A 17,466-nucleotide genomic window follows, 5' to 3' on the forward strand; every position below is an offset into this window, starting at 1 on the left:
CCCGGTCGGGGGGGTGGGGTGGTCAGGGGGTGAGGACGCGGGAGGCGGTCGGGTCCGGGGAAGGGGACGCGGGCGGGGACGGGGTGGGGCGGAGGGGCCACCAGAGGGCGCGGCCGAGGAGGGTGGCCAGGGCGGGCACCAGGGCGAGGGAGAGGACGACGGCGGAGAGGAGGATGCCGAGCGTCAGCGCGAAGGCGATCTGTGCGCTGCCGGGGGTGGTGGCGAGGGTGGCGAAGGAGCCGGCCAGGACCAGGCCGGCGGTGGCGACGGCGGGGGTGGTGTGGCGGACGGCGCGGGCCACGGCGGCCCGGGCCGGGCCGGGGCGGTGCATCTCCTCGCGGATCCGGTCGGTGATGAGGATGTTGTAGTCGGTGCCCAGCGCCACGACGAACAGGAACAGCACCAGGGGGAGGGTGAAGTTGACGCCGGGCTCGTCCAGCACGTGCTGGAACAGCAGGGCGGCGGCGCCGAGGGTGGCGGCGAAGCCGAGCCCGACGGCGAGCATCAGCACCACCGGGGCGAGCACGCTGCGCAGCAGGAGCAACAGGATCAGGGCGATGAGGACGGCGGCGACCGGGAAGACGATCCTCAGGTCGTGGTCGACGGCGACGGAGATGTCGGCGAAGATCGCCGCCGTGCCGCCGACGTGGGCGCTCGTCCCGGCAGGCGTGTGGGCGGCGACGGCGGCGCGCACCGGGCCGGACACCAGCTCGCGGGCCCGTGCGCTCTGCGGGTCGGCGGTGAGGAAGAGGTCGATCCGGGCGGCGCGGCGACTCTCGTTCAGGACGGTGCCGCCCACCTGGCCGACGCCCTCGACCTCGGCGAGGGCGCGGGAGAGGCCGTCGAACCGGGCGGGGTCGAGGGTGCCGCCGTCGTCGGCGGTGACGTAGACGGTGGTCGGGTCGGACACGCCGGCCGGCAGGGCGCGGGAGATCTCCGCGGCGGTGGCCGCGGCCGCCGTCCCGGAGCCGCCGCCCTGGCCGTAGTCCATCCGGATCCCGGTCATCCCGGCGGCGAGGGCGCCGAGCAGCGCGACGGAGCCGAGCAGCAGGACCCCCGGACGCCGGGCGACGAAGGCGCCGTAGCGGGCGGCCGCGCCCGCGCGCGGCTCACGGTCCAGGCTGCGGGAGGGCCAGAACATCTTGCGGCCGCAGGCGGCGAGCAGGGCCGGCATCAGGGTGAGGCTGCCCAGCAGCATGACCAGGACGGCGACGGCGATCGCCGGGCCGAGCGAGCGGAACTGCCCGAAGCTCGCCACGCCCAGGGTGGCGAAGGCGGCCACGATGGTCAGCGCGGCCGAGGTGATCGCGGTGCCCACCCGGCCGGACACCTCGGCGGCCGCCTCGCGGGCGGGCTGGTCGGGCCGGGCGCGCAGGTGCTCGCGGAACCGGAAGAGCAGGAACAGCAGGTAGTCGACGCCGATGCCGAGCAGCACCACGGAGATCAGACTCGGGGTGGAGGTGTCCAGCTTGAGGCCGGTGAGCGCCGCGGCGCCGGCCACCGCTCCGGCGGCCACGCCTCCGATCAGGGAGACCGCGAGCAGCGGCAGCACGGCCGCGAGCACGCTGCGGAACACCAGCACGTTGAGCAGGACGATCAGCACGGCGACCAGGCTGCTGCCGACGAGCGCGGCGGTCCGGTTGTCGTCCGCGGTGTCGACGGCCTCGGCCAGACCGCCGGTGAACCCGGTGCGCATCCCGGCGTCGGCGAACCGCGCGCGGGCGGAGTCCCGGAAGGTCCGGTAGACCTCCTGGACGCCCTCGTCCGCGGCGCTGCCGGTCAGTTCGACAAAGAGCAGCTCGAAGGTCCGGTCGGGCGCCGTCATCGCCGGGGCCACCCGGGGCGTCTGCGAGCGGTCGGGCCGGAGGAACGCCGGCTCGTCCTTCTCCCTGGGCATGACGACCCGGTGCTTGCCGAGCTCCGCCGCCTCGGCCTCGACCCGCCGCCGGTCGCCGTCGGTGAGCGCCTTGCCGTCGCTCCGGGCGACCAGCACCGTGACCGTGGTGGCGTCGGGCTTCACCCCGAACTCCTCCTCGGCGATCCGCAGGGCGGCGGCCGAGTCGTAGCTCTTCGGCAGGAAGTCACCGGTCTGGGACTGGGTGACCGGGCCGAGCAGCATCGGGCTCAGCCCGGCCAGTGCCAGTCCCAGCACCGCCCAGAGGGCGATGACCTTCCACGCGTGTCTGGTGGAGAATCCGGTCAGTGCGCGGATCACGGTGCCCTCCGGCTGATGGACGCGAACGTCGGCCTTGTCGCCGGGGGTTCCCGGCAGGCTTCCAGACCATCAGGCGAAGGCGGTGCCGGGCGTCCGGGCAGCGGACGATCCGGGCCGGGGCCCCCGGTCCCCCCGGCGGTCCGGAACCGGGACCGTGCTCCTGGTCCGCCCGCCCGTCCTCGGCCGGAGGGAGCATCCGGGGCCGGGCGGGCCGGTGCCAGAATGGGGCGTCAACGCTGGTCGGCCGGGAGGACGAGGATGGACGGGCGTCAACACCCCGGCGCGGCGGTGGACGAGGCGCCGCCGAACCGGATGGGCGGCCTGCCGTGGACCCAGGCCGACGCGCTGGTGGCCGTCGGCGTCGGCACGCTGGACCTGCTCGCCCACCTGCTCGTCAGCGAGGTGTCGGGCACCCGGGGCGTCGGCGTGCCGGGCTTCGTCCTGCTCGTACTGTCCGGCGTGCCGCTGCTCGCCCGGCGCCGCCACCCGGTGCAGGCGCTCGCCGCCGTCCTGGTGCTCCAATCCGCGATCGACCTGTCGACCCCGATGGGCATCCACTTCGGCGCCGTCCTGACGGTGGCGGTGTACTCGGTCACCCGGAACCGCACCTGGCAGGTCGCCGCGGGCGCCGCCGCGGCGACGGCGCTGGTGACGATGCTGAGCCAGAGCGACTTCCCGGTGCCCTCCGCGGAGGCGGGCATCGCGGCCGTCGCCTCCACCGCGCTGGTGGCCGGCGCAGGCCTCGCGGTCGCCCGCTGGCAGCGCGAGGTGGACGCCAACCGCCGGCTGCTGGCCGACCGCGCGGTGGCCGAGGAGCGCCGCCGCATCGCCCGGGAGCTGCACGACATCGTGGCCCACCACATCACCACCATGCAGCTGATGGCCGGCGGCGCCCGGGCCAACCTCGCGAACCCGGAGGTGGTCCGGGAGGCCCTGGTCACCCTGGAGTCCTCCGGGCGGCTGGCCCTGCGCGAGATGCGCCAGCTGCTGGACGTCCTGCGGGCCGGTGACGAACCGGACGTCTCCCCGGCCTCGCCCCAGCCCGGGGCGGACGACCTCGGCCGGTTGGTGGACGAGTCCCGCCGGGCCGGGCTGCCGACCGCGTTCAGCGTGCACGGGCCCCGCCGGCCGCTGCCGCCGACCGTCGGCCTGACGGTGTTCCGGATCGTCCAGGAGAGCCTGACCAACGCCCGCAAGTACGCGGGGCCGGCCAACGCCTCCGTCCTGCTGACCTACCGCCCGGACGGGGTCACCGTCGAGGTGAGCGACGACGGCAGGGGCGCGCCGTCCCAGGGCGCCGAGCACGAGCCCGGCCGGGGCGGGTACGGCCTGATCGGCATGCGCGAGCGGGTCGCCCTGCACGGCGGCACCCTGGCGGCCGGCCCGCGGCCGGAGGGCGGCTTCGCCGTGGTGGCCGAGCTGCCGCTGGCGGCGGATGAGGCGGCGGAGGCGGCCGTCCAGCGCGGGGAGACCGCCGAGCGCGCCGGTGGGCTGCGCGGGGAGGCGGTGTACCGGTGACGGCCGTGACACCCGGGATCCGGGTCCTCATCGTGGACGACCAGCCGCTGGTCCGGCGCGGTCTGTCGCTGATCCTCTCGCCGGACCCCGCCTTCGAGGTGGTGGGCGAGGCCGGGGACGGGGAGCAGGCCGTCGCGCTCGCCCACCGGCTGAGCCCCGACGTCGTGGTGATGGACATCCGGATGCCCGTCCTGGACGGGGTCGCCGCGACCGAGGAGCTGGCCCGCACGCTGCCCGGGTGCCGGGTCCTCGCGCTGAGCACCTTCGACATGGACGAGTACGTGGTGGCCGCGCTGCGCGCCGGCGCGTACGGGTTCCTGCCCAAGGACGTCTCGCCGGAGGACCTCGCCGCCGCGATCCGCACCGTCCACACCGGGGAGGCGGTGGTCGCCCCGCGCCTGCTCACCCGGCTGATCTCCGCCTACGTCCGGACGCCGGTCGGCGCCCCGCCGCCGCCCGACGTCACGGCGGGGGAACTCACCCCCCGCGAGGTGGAGGTCTGGCGGCTGATGGCCACCGGCCTCGACAACACCGCGATCGCCCGGGCCATGGACATCAGCCACTCCACGGTGAAGAACCACATCACCAGCCTCTTCGGCAAGCTCGACGTGCGCGACCGCGCCCAGGCGGTCATCGCGGCGTACGAGTCCGGCCTGGTCACCGCCCGTTCGGTGGGCGGCGACCAGGCCGGCGGGAGGGGTTAGGGCGCGGCGCACCGCCTCCTCGGTGCTACAGGTCGCGCAGGGTGCGACGGGCGAAGCCCGCGTCCTGCAGCGGCTTGAGAGCGAGCCGCAGCAGCGGCAGCGGATTGTCGTCACCGGCGATCCGGTTGGTGCTCAACTCGCCGCAGGACAGGCACTGGTGGACGATCATCCACTCGCCGTCCGCGCGGACGGACATGCCCAGGGCCTCCATCCGCCCACGGCAGTCGGCGGCGCGGTCGCCGGGGACGCGGCGGTCCACATGGAGGCTGGCCAGGCAGTTCGGGCAGTGGTTGCGGTGCGCGGTCCCGGGGGCGTCCAACGGGACGTCCAGCCGGCAGCCGACGCACCGGAAGTCGTTCGCCCGGTGCCCGCCCCGGGCGTGCAGGACGTCCTTGGGCCGCTGCCGGCGCCGGTGGCCGTCGCGGTTCTTCTGTCGTGACACGGTCGCGTCCCCTTCTCGCACGGCCGGTTCAGAGCGATCCGAACGCTTCGAGCGGGAACGGCGGTTGTGCCAGCGGCCGCACGGCGATGCGCATCAGGATGAGCTGGTTGTCGTCCGGACAGACCGGATTGGACGTCAACTCGTCACAGCGCACGCAGCGGTGGACGACCATCCAGTCGCCGGTGCGCAGCACGGCGATGGCGATCGGCGTCATCCGCCCGCGGCACTCGCTCGGGCCGCCCTCGACATGGTCGGCGACGTGCTGCGAGTGCAGGCACGACGGGCAGTGGTTGCGCCGCGCGCCGTCGCCGGCGAACGTGGACACGGTCAGACCGCACCACGCACAGGGGAAGGTGGCGGTCTTCAGGGTGTTGCTGGTGCTGTTGGTGGTGCTGGACACCCGGGGTGCTCCTTGCTGGAGGTCAACGATGACAGCAAGAGCAGGCCGAGCGGCCTCGACGACGATCCGTCAGGCAGTGTGGCGAGGCGCACTCGGCGCGGTCCGGGACATCAAGACACCCTCTCGAAGGGCACGGCGGCCCAGAACGGACGGAAGCGAACGGAGCGGCGAGCGTAACAACCCGGCCGGCGCCCGGACCAGCGATTTTCTCCGCCCCGGACACGTGCGCGCCCTGGAGCCGGGACGGGCCGACGCCGGCGCCCGCTGTCGGTGTGGCCCGGTAGCCTCTGCCACCGTGGGTGACCCGACAATCGACCTGGTGAGCCGTCTGGCGGCTCTCGACGACCACGATGTACTCAACCGCTATGCGGCGGAGGCCGCAACGATCGCCAGACACGGTGAATTCCTGCCGCTGGTGCTGACCTTTCTCCACCGCGCCGCCGAGGGCGGTCCGAGCGCTCACTCGCCGTGGCAGTACCGCGAGAGAATCCACGCCGCTTCGGCGTCGATAGAGATGCTCCTCCAGATCATCGACGACACGAGGGGCCATATCGACCTCGTCCGCAAGGACGCCACTTCGGTGATGAGCGCATGCGCGATCCCCCTCGCGGACTGCCGAACGCTGCTCACCTACTTCCTGGCCAAGGAGGAACGAAGGCTCGTCGGCCTCCGCCGCGGGCTCGCCGAACTCGAGTGGGACTACTGGGACTCACGCCTCAGGCATTGCCCGGACGCGGCCGAGAACCAGCCTCCGCTGCGCAAGGCACCGCTGATCGAGCGGCCCAAGACACTCCACCGGATAGCCGCCGAGATCACCCACAGCTCCACAGAGATCGTCGATCTTCTCAAGAAGCAGCCTCCGGCCCTGTTCGAACCGACAAGCTCCGTGCCGATCGCACTGGTCGACAAGCTCGAACCGAAGCCCTTCGAGCGGCTCGTCTCCGCTCTGATGCAACGGGACGGCTTCAGCATCCTCCGGGCGAACGGCTTCAGCGGCGACCACGCCGCCGACGTCATCGCCCTCTGGCCGATCAACCAGCGCTTCGTGGTCCAGGTGAAGCACACCACCCGTGGCCGCAAGGTGGATCGCGGCGTGGTCATGGAGTTCGAGTCCGGCGCCAACCGCATCCACCACGCCGACTTCGCCGTCATCGTCACCAACGGCGACTTCACCCAGGGCGCGATCTCCACCGCCGAGGACCTGGAGGTGCTCATGGTGAACCGCATCGACCTGGTCCGCTGGGTCGAGCTCGGCGACTCACTGATCGACATCCTGACCAGTGACTGATCCCGGACGGGGATCGGCCGGTCAGGAGGGGGTGGCGAGGATGGCCGGGTCGTGGGCGAGGTCGGTCAGGAGGGCGTCCAGCTTGGCGCGGTCGACCGAGGGCATCAGGAAGACGTGCGCGTAGCCGCGCAGGCTCGTCGGGTCGCCGGGGGTGGTCAGGACGTTCTCGCAGGACAGCGACCACTTGGCGACCAGCGCGGCGCTGGGCTTGCGGAAGCGGACGGTGATGGCGCCGGGGGTGCGGGCCGGCCAGAGGGCGGCGCCGGTCTCCTCCTCCAGCTCGTGGAGGCGGCGGTCCAGGTAGCCGGCCAGCTCCTGGGAACGGCGGATCCGGTCGACCTGGTCGCGGTAGGAGTGCCGGGACAGGTGGTCCCAGAGCACCAGGGGCGAGAAGCCGTTGCGGGATCCGGCGAAGGTGCTGTCCGGTGCGCCGATGTACTCGGGCTGGGTCGGCGGTTCGAGCTGGTACTTGGCCTTCGTCATGAAGACGCCGCACGGCCACGGCACCCCGGCCCACTTGTGGCCGCTCATGGCGATCGACGCGACCATGTCGACGTCCCCGGACGCCCCGCCGGGCAGGGTGAGGCCGAAGTCGAACTCCGGGGAACCAGCGCCGGGTTGGGGCGCCCAGCCGTACGCCGCCGGGTCGTCGGCGGCCATCCGCAGGAACGGCGCGTAGCCGGCGCCGAGCGCGCCGTCGACGTGGATCCAGAAGCCCCGGCGCTCGCCGGTCCCGGCGCGCGGCAGCAGGCCGTGGCGTTCGAAGACCGGCAGCAGCCGCTCGCACGCGCCGCGGACGTCGTCGTGAGCGCCCTTGAAGGTGCTCCCGAGGTTGAAGTTGACGAAGACCGGGTGGCCCTTGGCCGCGAAGAACTCCACCAGGACCGCCAGCGCGTCCGCGTCGACCGCGCCGGGCCCGTCCCAGGAGTGGCCGGACGGCCCGGGCAGTGAGGGCACCTCGGCGGGCCAGTCGCCGCCGAGCGGGCACTCGCCCGGGTAGTCCGCCGTGCCCACCGCGTGGAAGGTGTCGACGCCCAGCACCCGGACGGCCTTGGCGAAGGAGTAGTGGGTGTCCTCGGAGTAGAACGCCACCGGGCGGGGCGCGCCGGGGCGGGTCAGGTAGTCGCGGGCGTTCCAGAGGGCGTACATGTTGCCCTCGGTCGAGCCCATGGAGAGCATGTAGCCCCAGTAGGACTCGGGGTCGGCCGGGTCGTACGGGCGCCCGGCGTGCCAGAGGCGCGCGTAGTAGTCGAGCACGGCGCGCTCGACGACCTTGGTGTTCGGCTTGTAGCCGCCGCTCTGGAACGGGTCGCCGAGGTTGTTGATGTTGCTCAGCATGAAGCGGGCGAGGTCGAGGGCGCTGCCCGCGAGCTCCTGGGTGGCCTGGTAGCCGACCAGGTGGCGGCGCTTGCGCGTCAGGTACCCGTCCATCCGGTCGAGGGCGCGCAGCCGCTCGCCGTCGGTGAGCCCCTCGGCGGGTATCGCGAAGTCCTCGCTCTCCGGCGCCGCATCGACGTGAGCCGGGGCGGTGTGGACCGGGGCGGCGTGAGCCGGGGCGGCGTGGACGGTCGTGGGGCTCATGAGGGGGCGGCGCTCCGGGTTCGCTGGGATGGGTCGGCCCAGGGCCGCTTCGCCCGTCAGGATGGAACTTTCCATCATGTGATGGAAAGACTTCCGCAGAAGATTCGGAGAGGAGTGTTTTCACCTTGCGAATCTGCTGGATGGTCGGGGACTCTGAGCGGCGTGCCGAATTTTCCGCAGGCCCACCGGGCGCCCATCGACGACACCGACCGCGCGATCCTGCGCGTCCTCGCCGAGAACGCCCGCACGCCGAACAACGCGCTCGCCGAGACCGTGGGCATCGCCCCCTCGACCTGTCTGGCCCGGGTGCGGGCGCTGCGCGATCGCGGCATCATCCGCGCCTTCCGCACCGAGATAGACCCCGCCGCCATCGGGCTGCCGCTGCAGGCGATGATCTCGGTCCGGCTCCGGGCGCACACCCGCGAGCAGAACGAGAGCTTCCGGAGCAGCGCCCCCGATCTGCCGGGTGTCCTCGCCGTGTTCCACATGGCCGGTTCCGACGACTACCTGCTGCACGTCGGCGTGGCCGGCCCGGAGGAGCTGCGCGACTTCGTGGTGGACCACCTCACCACCCACCCCGCGGTGGCGCAGACCCGGACCAACCTGATCTTCGAGCAGATCCCGGGCCGCCGTTACCTGACCGGCGGCTGACGTCGGCCGTCGACCGTCGGCCGTCGGCCAGGTGTCGGCGCCCGGGCGCGTCCTGCGAGGTGGTCTGTAGACCGGTCTACAGATTTCAGGCCTGAATTATGCAGACCGGTCTACTGATTTCAGTAGACCGGTCTGCATAGTTTCTGCCACTCGCCCCCCTCCCCCGCAGCCCGCCCTCCCTACCGCCCGTCGGCGTGCAGGGCCTGGACGGTGCCGTAGGCGGGGGTGTCCGCAGCCGCGCCGGCCACAGGGGCGCCGGCGCGGATGGCGAGGGCCGTGGAGACGGCGGCGGCGAGGGCGGTGCGGTAGAGGTAGGAGCCGAGGCTGACGCGGGCGACGCCCAGGGCCGCTAGCTCGGGGAGGGTGGGCCCGGTCGGGGTGTAGAGGATGTTCAGCGGGAGGTCCAGGCCGCCGCAGAGCCGCGCGATGGCGGCCGGATCGGCGAGGCCGGGGACGAACAGGCCGTCGGCGCCCGCCAGTTGGTACGCGGCGAGACGGCGGTCGGTCTCCTCGGCCGGGTCGGGCAGGGCCAGCCAGTAGGTGTCGGTGCGGGCGTTGACGAACAGGGCCGGGACGGCGGCCTTGATCGCGCCGATCTTGGCGGAGTGCACGGCGGCCGGGGTCAGCGTGCCGTCCGGACGGCCGTCCTCAAGATTGATGCCGACGACCCCGGCGGTCGCCAACTCGGCGGCGAACGAGGCCACTTCGTCCGGGTCGTCGCTGAAGCCGTTCTCCACGTCGACGGAGAGCAGACAGCGCCCGGAGCGACCGAGGCGGCGGGCCAGCCGGAGCGTCTCGTCGCGGGTCGCCGCGGCGCCGTCGGGCAGCCCGGCCGCCGCCGCGACACCGAGGCTGGTGGTGCCGATGGCGGCGAAGCCCTGCTCGGCGAGGACGGCGGCGGAGGCGTGGTCCCAGGCGTTGGGGAGCAGCAGCGGCTCACCGGAGCGGCGGTGCAGTGCAGCGAACGGCGTGTCGAGCGACGTGCCGAGCGGCGTGCCGAGCGGGGTGCGGCTCATCGAGCGGTGGTCCTCTCGTGCGGACGGAGGTCGCCGACGGCGTTCGCGTAGTACGCGGACTCGGCGACGTGGAAGGCGAGCTGACGGAACGACCAGCCGGTGCCGGGCGAGCGGTCGAGTTGCTCGGGGGTGAGCACGGCCAGGCGGACGGACCAGATCCGGGCCAGCCGGGTGAGCCGGCTGCGGGCCTCGTCCAGGTCGGCCGGGGTGAACGGCGCGAGGTCGGCGGGGGTCGTGGCGGCGGAGGCGTGCCAGTGGTCGGGCTGGGTCGGTTCGCCGGCCAGCCGGGCCTCCAACTCCGCAAGGTGGTCGAGGAGATGGTCGGTGACCCGGCGAACCGCCTTGTGCGGGGTGTACATACGGCCGTCGGTGGTGGCCGGATGGCCGTCCCACCCGGTCCAGGTCGCGGCGAGGGCGAGGACCTGCTCGACCATGGCGGGGACGAGCCCGGCGGGATCCCGGTCGTCGGTGGCCGGCGCGTCCTCGGTCGGGACGGACTCCGCCGACGCATCCTCGGCCGACGCGCCCTCCGCCGACGGCAGGACGCCCGAGGCTCCGTGCAGGACGCCGGCCGCGATGGCGAGCGCGTGCGTCCGCCCGGGGCAGAGCCTCGGCGCGGCCCCGAAGGTCAGCGGCGGCAGATCGGGACGGCCGGCCTGGGCGGCGGCGACGTCGAGCAGGACGGCCGTCCCGGCCACGACGGGCACCCCGCCCACCACGGTCGCCCGCACGGCGCGGCGGCGCATCACCCGCACCGGCGGGTCGTGCCGCAGAGCGGCGGCCACCGGATCCGCCCCGCCCACCCGGCGCGCGTGCTCCACCAGGGTGACGGTGGCGTCGCAGGCCTGGACGAGCAGGCCGATCCGGTTGGCGGCCCGTTCCACGTCCCCCGTGTCCCCCGCACGCCCCACGCCCCCCGCCCCGGCCGGTATCCCGGGAAGCATCCGGGGCAGCAGCCAGGCCACCGCCGCGTCGGCCTCCGGGTCCTCGGGCCGCTCCACGAAGTACGCCCGCGCGACCACCCCGACCGCCCGGGCCACCGCCCCCGGTTCCGCGAGCCCGAGCGCCTGCGCGAGGACGCGCACGGCCCGCACCCGCACATCCGCCTCGAACCCGGCCGCCGCCGCGAGCCGCAGCGCCTCCGGATCGAGCCCGGCGAGGTCCGCCTCGACGGACGCCCGCCGGGCGGCGTGCCGCTCGCCCGCGCTGAACCGGGCCACCGTGGCGCGCAGCCAGGCCATACCGCCGACCGGCCCGGCCCCGGCGGGCGGCGGCACCAGCGCCGGATCCGCGAGCGCGGCGGTGACGTCCTCGTACCGGTCGAAGGAGACCGCAGGAGCGGCGGCGCCAGTGGCATCGGCGCCGGTGGCATCGGTGGCGGTGGAATCGGTAGCGGTGGGACGGGTGGGATCGGCCATGGCCCCACGCTAGGACCGGAACGTTTCGGCGCCCGCCGAACCGTGTCCGCGGCACCATGGACACATGTCACTCGCCCACCTCGCCGGTCTGCTCGCCGACCCGACCCGCGCCGCGTTCTGCATGGCCCTGCTCGACGGCCGCGCCTGGACCGCCGGCGAGCTGGCCCGGCACGCGCGGGTGGCACCGTCCACGGCGAGCGAGCACCTCTCCCGGCTGATCGCCGGCGGCCTGCTGGCCGAGGAGCGCCAGGGCCGCCACCGGTACGTCCGGCTGGCCGGGCCGGACGTCGCCACCCTGATCGAGGACCTGGCCGCCTTCCCGGTCCCCGCCGCCCCCGACGACCGGCCGTCCGCCCCCGCCCCCGGTTCGCTGCGCGAAGCCACCCGGACGAGCGCCGAGGCCCGCGCCCGCACCTGCTACGACCACCTGGCCGGCCGCCTGGGCGTGGCCGTCCGCGACGCCGTCCTCGCCCGCGGCCTGGTGACGGACGAGGACGGCCCGGCTCTCACCGACCGCGGCCGGTCCTGGCTGGCCGAATTGGGCGCGGAACTGCCGCCCCAGACCGGACGCGCCGGCGGCCGCCCGGTGGTCCGCACCTGCCTGGACTGGACCGAGCGGCGCAGCCACCTGGGCGGCGCGTTCGGCGCGGCGCTCTGCCGGACGGCGCTGGAGCGGTCCTGGGTGGAGCGGATCGGCTCCGGCCGCGCCCTGCGGGTGACGCCGGACGGCGAGCGCGCCCTGCGCGACCTGCTCGGTCTCGCCCTCTAGGCGCGCCCGCCCCGCCCACGCTCAGCCCATCGTCCTCGCCCCGTCCACGCTCAGCCCATCGTCCTCGCCCCGTCCAGCGACTCCCGGATGATGTCCGCGTGCCCGGCGTGCTGCGCCGTCTCGGCGATGACGTGCAGCAGCACCCGCCGCACCGACCAGGTGGCCCCGGGCTCGAACCAGGGCGCCGCCGGCAGCGCGTGGGCCCGGTCGAGGTCCGGCAGGCTCGCCACCAGCGCGTCCGTCTCAGCGGCCACCCGCTCGTAGGCGGCGAGCAGCCCGGCCAGGGTCTCGCCCTCGGCCATCCGGAACTGAGCCGCCCAGTCCGCCGCGGCACCCGCCCCGCCACCCGGCTCGGCGGCCTCCATCGCGGCCGCGCCGCCGACCGCGAACCGCATCCAGCGCGCTTCCACCGCACTGACGTGCTTGATCAGCCCGCCCAGGCACAGTTCGCTGGCCGTGGTGCGCCGGGCGGCCTGCTCGTCGCCGAGGTCGCGGACGGTGTACCGCAGGAAGCCCCGGTGCGTGTCCAGCGTCTGCAGCAGGTCCGCCCGCTCCCCGTCCGGCAGCGCGGCGCCGCCCGAGGTCACTCCGCCTCCATGACCGGCATGTCCCCGGCCGTCTTCCCGAGGTCGATCACGCCGAACGCGGCCCCCTGCGGGTCGCCGACGGCCGCGAACCGGCCGAACGGGCTGTCCATCGGGCCGAAGTACAGCTTCCCGCCCCGCTCGGTGATCCGGGCGATCGTCGCGTCGCAGTCGTCCACCGCGAAGTACACGCTGAGGTAGTTCGGCGCCTCGGGCGGCAGGTCGGTCGGGCCCGCCTGCATCCGGCCGAGCACCGGCTGCTCCCGGACGCTGTAGATCTTGTAGTCGATCTGCCCGGAGTCCATCCGCTTCACGGCGTACGGGAAGACGGCGGGGAAGAAGCCGTCCGCGGCGGCCCCGTCGCGGGTGATCACCTCGGCCCAGGTGTACGAGCCCGGCGCGCCCTGCTTCTCGAAGCCCTCGTGGGTGCCGGCCTGCCAGACGCCGAAGACGACGCCCGCCGGGTCCTTGGCGATCACCATCGAGCCGAACTCGCCGACCGCCATCGGGCCCATCAGCACCTCGCCGCCGTTGCCGCGGATCTTCTCGGCGGTGCCGGCGGCGTCGGGCGAGGCGAGGTAGAGGCACCAGGCGGAGGTCACCTCGCCCTCCTGGTTCGGCATCGGCGGGACGATCGCGGCGACCGCCTTGCCGTCGGAGTAGGCCTGGGTGTAGTTGCCGTACTCGGTGGAGGACTCGCCGAAGGTCCAGCCCAGCACCTCGCCGTAGAACGTCTTGGCGCCCTCCAGGTCGGCGAACATCGCGTCGGCCCAGCAGGGCGTTCCCTCGGGTAGCACAGCCATGACGAAGCCCTCTCGTGTGACGATTTGCCCCAATTCGCCACCCTAGCCAGTCCCCCACCGGTCCGCGCGCGCAGAGCGGCGGCGGCCCGTCGGGGCCGGAACCCCCGGCGGACCGCCGCACACCGTCCGGCCGGCGGGCCCGCTACCCGACCGCCGACCCGACCGCTAGCCGACCGCCACCCGGCCGACGGCTCCCGCCGGCGAGGCCGCCGACGTCCCGAGCCCGGTCGGCCGCACCAGCAGGGCGCCCAGCACCCCGCCGCCCGGCTCGACGGCCTCCTCCGCGACGGCGCCCGGCACCCCGGCCGCCTCCCGCCCGAAGTGGCGCAGCAGATCCTCCTCCCGGTACCGCCGGCAGCCCTCGTGCCAGGCCAGGATCCCGGCGAGCCAGTTCTCCAGCTCCTTGACGTACCCGGCGAGCACCGCCCGGGCCGGCCCGTCCAGCCCGAAGTCCTCGAACAGCACCGGGAACTCCTCGGCCACCACGTGCCGGAACTGGTCCAGCCGGGCGTGCATGAGGTCGTCGACGATCCGCACCGCCGCCGGGTAGTCGCAGTCGAAGAAGTTCTGCACCACCAGGGCCGCGTTGTGCACCTCGCCCTCGAACTCGACTTCCTTCTGGTACGAGAACAGGTCGTTCATCAGGCAGGCGTAGTCGGCGGCCGCGTTCTCCAGCGAGCGCATCGGCCCGCTCGCGTAGACCTCCGGCGGCACGACGTTCCCGTGCGCCAGCCGGGAGAGGCTCATGGTGAGGTCGGAGCCGAAGGTGGCGCGGCGCATCTCCAGGTAGTCGACCGGGTCCGGGATCCGGTTCTGCGCCTGGTTGTGGAGCTCCCAGATCCAGCTCAGCGTCATCGCCACGACGGTCTCGCGGAGCTCTCCCCGCGCCTCGGTGGTCATCGGTCCGGCGGTCCGCTCCCAGAGGTCGGCCAGCCCGCGCTCCAGCGCGGTGAGCGGCTCCGCGCCCGGCTCGCCGTCGACCGGCATGAGCAGTTGGAACCGCGCGTGCATCGCCTTGGCGCCGGCCAGGTCGCCGGTCCGGCCGAACGCCACCGGGACGTAGTCGTCCGCGTACGTGCCCCAGGCCAACCAGTCGGTGGTGAGGTCGAGTTGGTCGGCGGAGGCGTCCGGGTGGATACCGGCCGCGCAGAGCGCGAGGTCGTAGTCGGCCATGCCCTCGACGGTCCACAGGCCCGCGGTCGGGTCGCCCGGCCGGGTCTCCAGCAGGCCCATCCGGCCCGCCCAGGCGAGGGTGTGCAGCCGGGACGCCTCCAGGTAGGGGCTCGGGTCGACGGTGAACGGCAGCCGGAACTCGGGCAGTCGGGACGGGCCGACGGCCTGGAACGGCACGTGCGCGTGCGACCGCGCCCGCCGCACCCCGGGATCGACGTCCCCGCGCGAACCGCCGACCAGGCCCGTCCCGGGCGACTCCAGCGACGCGCCCGGGGCCGCCGCCCCCACCCCGAGAGCGGCCGTCAGCGCGGCCACCGGCGACTCCCCGACGGTCGGCGCCCAGGCCTTGGTCACCGGCCCGGTCCGGCTCAACGAGCCCAGCTCGTCGGCCAGATCGCCCAGCGCGCCGCCCGACTTCAGCACGTCCAGCGCCGACGTGCCGACCCCGCCGATCGCGAACGGATCCCACCAGGAGGCCCCGCCCGCCGAACCGGCCGAACCGGTCGAACCCGCCGCCGCCCCACCGTCGTTCATGTACCGACTGGACCGCAGGTGCCACTCGTGCCCACCGGCCTGCCAGTCCTGCAGGCCCTTCACGTAGGCCAGTACCCTGGCACAGCCGTCCGGGTCCAGCCCGGTGTCCGCGAACAGCTGCGGCAGCTCGGTGACGACGGTGTTCTCGAACTGCTGGAGGCGCGAGGTGAGCAGGCCGTTGACGGCCTCGGCCGCCTCCTGCGTCGTGCATTCCAGGAACTTCTCCAACACCAGGACGCCGTTGCTGAGTTCGCCCTCGTCCTCGACCTCCCGCTGGTACGAGAACAGGTCGTTGCGCAGGTGCACGCCGTCCGAGAAGGCGTCCATCAGCACCCGCAGCGGCCGCGCACCCGACACCGCCGCCGGCACCTCAGCCCCGGCCGCGTACTCGATCAGCCCGGCCGACCAGGGCGCGCCGCCCACCTTGCGGCGCATCTCGATGTACTCGACGGGGTTGGCGACCCGGCCCGCGTTGATGTTGGCGAGCTCCCAGAGCGACTCGTTGAGCAGGTTCCGGGTGCTCTCCGCGAACCGCACCCGCCAGTCCTCGCCCATCGCCGGCACGGTCCGCCGCCACAGGTCCGCCAGCCCGGCCTCGACCGGGTTGGTCGGCTCGGGCAGGACCGCCTCCGGGTCGGCCGGCATGAACAGCGGCAACCGGTCCAGGTACGCCTTGCCGCCCTCCCGGTCGTTGGTCCGCTTGAAGATCTCCAGGAAGTGGTCGTCGAAGAAGAACACCCAGACGTACCAGTCGGTGACCAGCGACAACGCCGCGGCGGACGCGTCCGGATGGGTGTACGCGCAGAGCAACCCGTAGTCGTGGGCGTCCAGATCCGCCTGCGTCCAGATCCCCGACCCTTCCAGCATGCCCATCTCCCGGGCCCATCCGGAGGAATGGGCCCGGGCCTCGTCGAGATGCGGGTTGAGCCGCGCCGGGTGCGGCACGTAGAAGGACGGCAGTTCGAACGGCTGGGACACCGGGCGAGCCTTTCTGGACGCGTCGACAAGGCCGAATCAGCTTTACCCGAGTTCAACGATCTCAGCCGGAGAACCGGAACAGTCATATGAGATAGACCAGTCCACTCGAACACCTGCCCAACTTCCCACCCTCGACTAGCTCATTCGTGCGACTGGTCGGCCCCACCCCACCCTTCCCCGGTCCCGTCCCCCGTACCCCGCGGATCCCCGCTCCCCGACCCCCGCGGATCCCCGTCGACGGAACCGCGCAGCACCTCCCACGCCGACGTCACCGGCCCGGGCTCCGGCTCGCCCCCGTCCCGGGGCTGCACCGGACCCACCACGAACACCCGCTGCCCCGGCACGCCGTCGGGGGCGTCCGCCGGCGCCGCTTCCTGCGAAGGCGGCCCGGCCGGATTCCCGCCGCCTCCACCGACGCCGGGAATCCCGCGACCGACGCCCCCGCCGGAGGCTCCGTCGTCCCCGTCGTCTCCGTCGTCCCCGAGGCTCCGCCAGATCCGATCCGCGGCGTCGGGCCGCCCCGCCGCCTCGGTGAACCTGGCCACCCGATGGGCGTAGACGGTCCGATCGCCGTCCTCCCTGAGCTCGATGTCGTCCATCAGCTCGTTCAACGGACCGACCACCGACGGCCCCCGTTCCGGCCTCGCCGGCTCCGCCCACGGCCTTGCCGGCCCGAAAGGCCCCACGCCCCCCACGCCCCCCTCGTCCCCCACGTCCCCCACGTCCCCCACGTCCCTCATGCTCCCCCCGTTCCCCGTGGCGGCCTCGGGCACGACGGCATCAAAGAACGGCATGTCATCCACCGACCCCGCCTCCCCCGTTGCCACCAAGTGCCGGTACAACACATCCACCGCCTCGTCGTTCGCGGCCGCCGCGAGCTGCGCCAACGGCCCGATCATGTCCACCGCTCCCTGCACCTCCTCGTCGTTCCGCGCCAGCCACCACACCACCGCGCTACCAGGCGACTTGAGCACGTCCTCGCCGAGGTAGCTGCGCTTGCTCCGCTCGTACCTCCGCTCGTGATCCCAGATCTCCTCCGTCTTCCGGACCTCCGCCAGCTTGTCCAGCCGCGCACGGTCCGCCTCGGACAGCGCCAGACCGACCTGCCCGGCCATCGCCACCACGATCCCGGAGTTGTCCGGACTCAGGGTGCCCAGCAGTCCGTCGAGCCGATGCCGGACCAACTCCGGCCGCCCGGGGTGCTCGCGTTCGGTGATCGCCCTGGCGCGGGCCAGCACCGCATCGGTGGCCAGGGTGTCCGGCGCGATGTGGACGACGCCGCCGGGATTGGGCAGCTGCCGCCACCACACCGTGGCGGAGAAGACGAAGTCGTAGTCCGGCACCGCGCTCGGCAGGGCCACCCCCGTCACCGAGGTGGTCTGGAAGGGCTGC

At 73.8% G+C, this 17,466-nt stretch carries 15 protein-coding genes; 5 read left to right on the forward strand and 10 right to left on the reverse strand.

Features of this window, described 5'->3' with window-relative positions:
• Positions 1–22 precede the first annotated feature (22 nt).
• Positions 23–2,215 (reverse strand): MMPL family transporter, encoded by a 2,193-nt coding sequence (locus ACFCLZ_RS18230; protein WP_380285971.1) that lies wholly within the window; start codon positions 2,213–2,215, stop codon positions 23–25.
• A 258-nt stretch (positions 2,216–2,473) separates the two neighbouring features.
• Between ACFCLZ_RS18230 and ACFCLZ_RS18235 the strand changes: the two genes are divergently transcribed.
• Both ACFCLZ_RS18235 and ACFCLZ_RS18240 read left to right on the forward strand, forming a co-directional pair.
• Complete coding sequence (locus ACFCLZ_RS18235; protein ID WP_380285972.1) at positions 2,474–3,733, forward strand: sensor histidine kinase; 1,260 nt, start codon at positions 2,474–2,476, stop codon at positions 3,731–3,733.
• A 5-nt stretch (positions 3,734–3,738) separates the two neighbouring features.
• Positions 3,739–4,437, forward strand: coding sequence for a response regulator (locus ACFCLZ_RS18240; protein ID WP_380286205.1), 699 nt, complete (start codon positions 3,739–3,741; stop codon positions 4,435–4,437).
• A gap of 25 nt (positions 4,438–4,462) precedes the next feature.
• Here ACFCLZ_RS18240 and ACFCLZ_RS18245 read toward each other — a convergent pair whose 3' ends face one another.
• Together ACFCLZ_RS18245 and ACFCLZ_RS18250 are read right to left on the reverse strand one after the other, a co-directional pair.
• Positions 4,463–4,879 carry an RNHCP domain-containing protein gene (locus ACFCLZ_RS18245; RefSeq protein ID WP_380285973.1) on the reverse strand — a complete coding sequence of 139 codons (417 nt, stop codon included), beginning with the start codon at positions 4,877–4,879 and terminating at the stop codon, positions 4,463–4,465.
• A gap of 28 nt (positions 4,880–4,907) precedes the next feature.
• On the reverse strand, positions 4,908–5,279 hold the full coding sequence (locus tag ACFCLZ_RS18250) for an RNHCP domain-containing protein (RefSeq protein ID WP_380285974.1): 372 nt from the start codon (positions 5,277–5,279) through the stop codon (positions 4,908–4,910).
• 295 nt (positions 5,280–5,574) lie between these two features.
• Between ACFCLZ_RS18250 and ACFCLZ_RS18255 the strand changes: the two genes are divergently transcribed.
• Positions 5,575–6,567 (forward strand): restriction endonuclease, encoded by a 993-nt coding sequence (locus ACFCLZ_RS18255; protein ID WP_380285975.1) that lies wholly within the window; start codon positions 5,575–5,577, stop codon positions 6,565–6,567.
• Positions 6,568–6,588: 21 nt separating this feature from the next.
• Here the strand turns inward: ACFCLZ_RS18255 and ACFCLZ_RS18260 are convergent, their stop codons facing one another.
• Positions 6,589–8,148 carry a histidine decarboxylase gene (locus ACFCLZ_RS18260; RefSeq protein ID WP_380285976.1) on the reverse strand — a complete coding sequence of 520 codons (1,560 nt, stop codon included), beginning with the start codon at positions 8,146–8,148 and terminating at the stop codon, positions 6,589–6,591.
• A gap of 162 nt (positions 8,149–8,310) precedes the next feature.
• Between ACFCLZ_RS18260 and ACFCLZ_RS18265 the strand changes: the two genes are divergently transcribed.
• Positions 8,311–8,799, forward strand: coding sequence for an Lrp/AsnC family transcriptional regulator (locus ACFCLZ_RS18265; protein ID WP_380285977.1), 489 nt, complete (start codon positions 8,311–8,313; stop codon positions 8,797–8,799).
• 179 nt (positions 8,800–8,978) lie between these two features.
• Here ACFCLZ_RS18265 and ACFCLZ_RS18270 read toward each other — a convergent pair whose 3' ends face one another.
• Positions 8,979–9,815 carry an isocitrate lyase/phosphoenolpyruvate mutase family protein gene (locus tag ACFCLZ_RS18270; protein WP_380285978.1) on the reverse strand — a complete coding sequence of 279 codons (837 nt, stop codon included), beginning with the start codon at positions 9,813–9,815 and terminating at the stop codon, positions 8,979–8,981.
• On the reverse strand, positions 9,812–11,233 hold the full coding sequence (locus tag ACFCLZ_RS18275) for a hypothetical protein (RefSeq protein WP_380285979.1): 1,422 nt from the start codon (positions 11,231–11,233) through the stop codon (positions 9,812–9,814). The genes ACFCLZ_RS18270 and ACFCLZ_RS18275 overlap by 4 nt, the downstream gene beginning before the upstream one ends.
• 64 nt (positions 11,234–11,297) lie before the next feature.
• Between ACFCLZ_RS18275 and ACFCLZ_RS18280 the strand changes: the two genes are divergently transcribed.
• Positions 11,298–12,002, forward strand: a complete 705-nt coding sequence (locus ACFCLZ_RS18280) for an ArsR/SmtB family transcription factor (protein WP_380285980.1) — start codon at positions 11,298–11,300, stop codon at positions 12,000–12,002.
• A 50-nt stretch (positions 12,003–12,052) separates the two neighbouring features.
• On the opposite strand, the gene ACFCLZ_RS18285 is transcribed toward ACFCLZ_RS18280, so the two are convergent.
• From ACFCLZ_RS18285 to ACFCLZ_RS18300, 4 genes are all read right to left on the reverse strand, one after another.
• Entirely contained in the window at positions 12,053–12,589 is a 537-nt protein-coding gene (locus ACFCLZ_RS18285) for a DinB family protein (RefSeq protein WP_380285981.1), read from the reverse strand.
• Complete coding sequence (locus ACFCLZ_RS18290) at positions 12,586–13,389, reverse strand: VOC family protein (RefSeq protein ID WP_380285982.1); 804 nt, start codon at positions 13,387–13,389, stop codon at positions 12,586–12,588. The genes ACFCLZ_RS18285 and ACFCLZ_RS18290 overlap by 4 nt, the downstream gene beginning before the upstream one ends.
• 165 nt (positions 13,390–13,554) lie before the next feature.
• Positions 13,555–16,074, reverse strand: a complete 2,520-nt coding sequence (locus tag ACFCLZ_RS18295) for a germacradienol/geosmin synthase (RefSeq protein ID WP_380285983.1) — start codon at positions 16,072–16,074, stop codon at positions 13,555–13,557.
• Between the two features lie 140 nt (positions 16,075–16,214).
• On the reverse strand, positions 16,215–17,435 hold the full coding sequence (locus tag ACFCLZ_RS18300; RefSeq protein ID WP_380285984.1) for a hypothetical protein: 1,221 nt from the start codon (positions 17,433–17,435) through the stop codon (positions 16,215–16,217).
• Between the last annotated feature and the right edge of the window lie 31 nt (positions 17,436–17,466).

This window comes from Kitasatospora purpeofusca, from assembly GCF_042691725.1.
GTDB lineage: Bacteria > Actinomycetota > Actinomycetes > Streptomycetales > Streptomycetaceae > Kitasatospora > Kitasatospora purpeofusca_B.

Coding starts and splice junctions, on each gene's coding strand:
- ACFCLZ_RS18235 (WP_380285972.1), top strand. CDS start 2,474: ATGGACGGGCGTCAACACCCCGGCGCGGCGGTGGACGAGGCGCCGCCG.
- ACFCLZ_RS18260 (WP_380285976.1), bottom strand. CDS start 8,148: ATGAGCCCCACGACCGTCCACGCCGCCCCGGCTCACGCCGCCCCGGTC.
- ACFCLZ_RS18270 (WP_380285978.1), bottom strand. CDS start 9,815: ATGAGCCGCACCCCGCTCGGCACGCCGCTCGGCACGTCGCTCGACACG.
- ACFCLZ_RS18275 (WP_380285979.1), bottom strand. CDS start 11,233: ATGGCCGATCCCACCCGTCCCACCGCTACCGATTCCACCGCCACCGAT.
- ACFCLZ_RS18280 (WP_380285980.1), top strand. CDS start 11,298: ATGTCACTCGCCCACCTCGCCGGTCTGCTCGCCGACCCGACCCGCGCC.
- ACFCLZ_RS18290 (WP_380285982.1), bottom strand. CDS start 13,389: ATGGCTGTGCTACCCGAGGGAACGCCCTGCTGGGCCGACGCGATGTTC.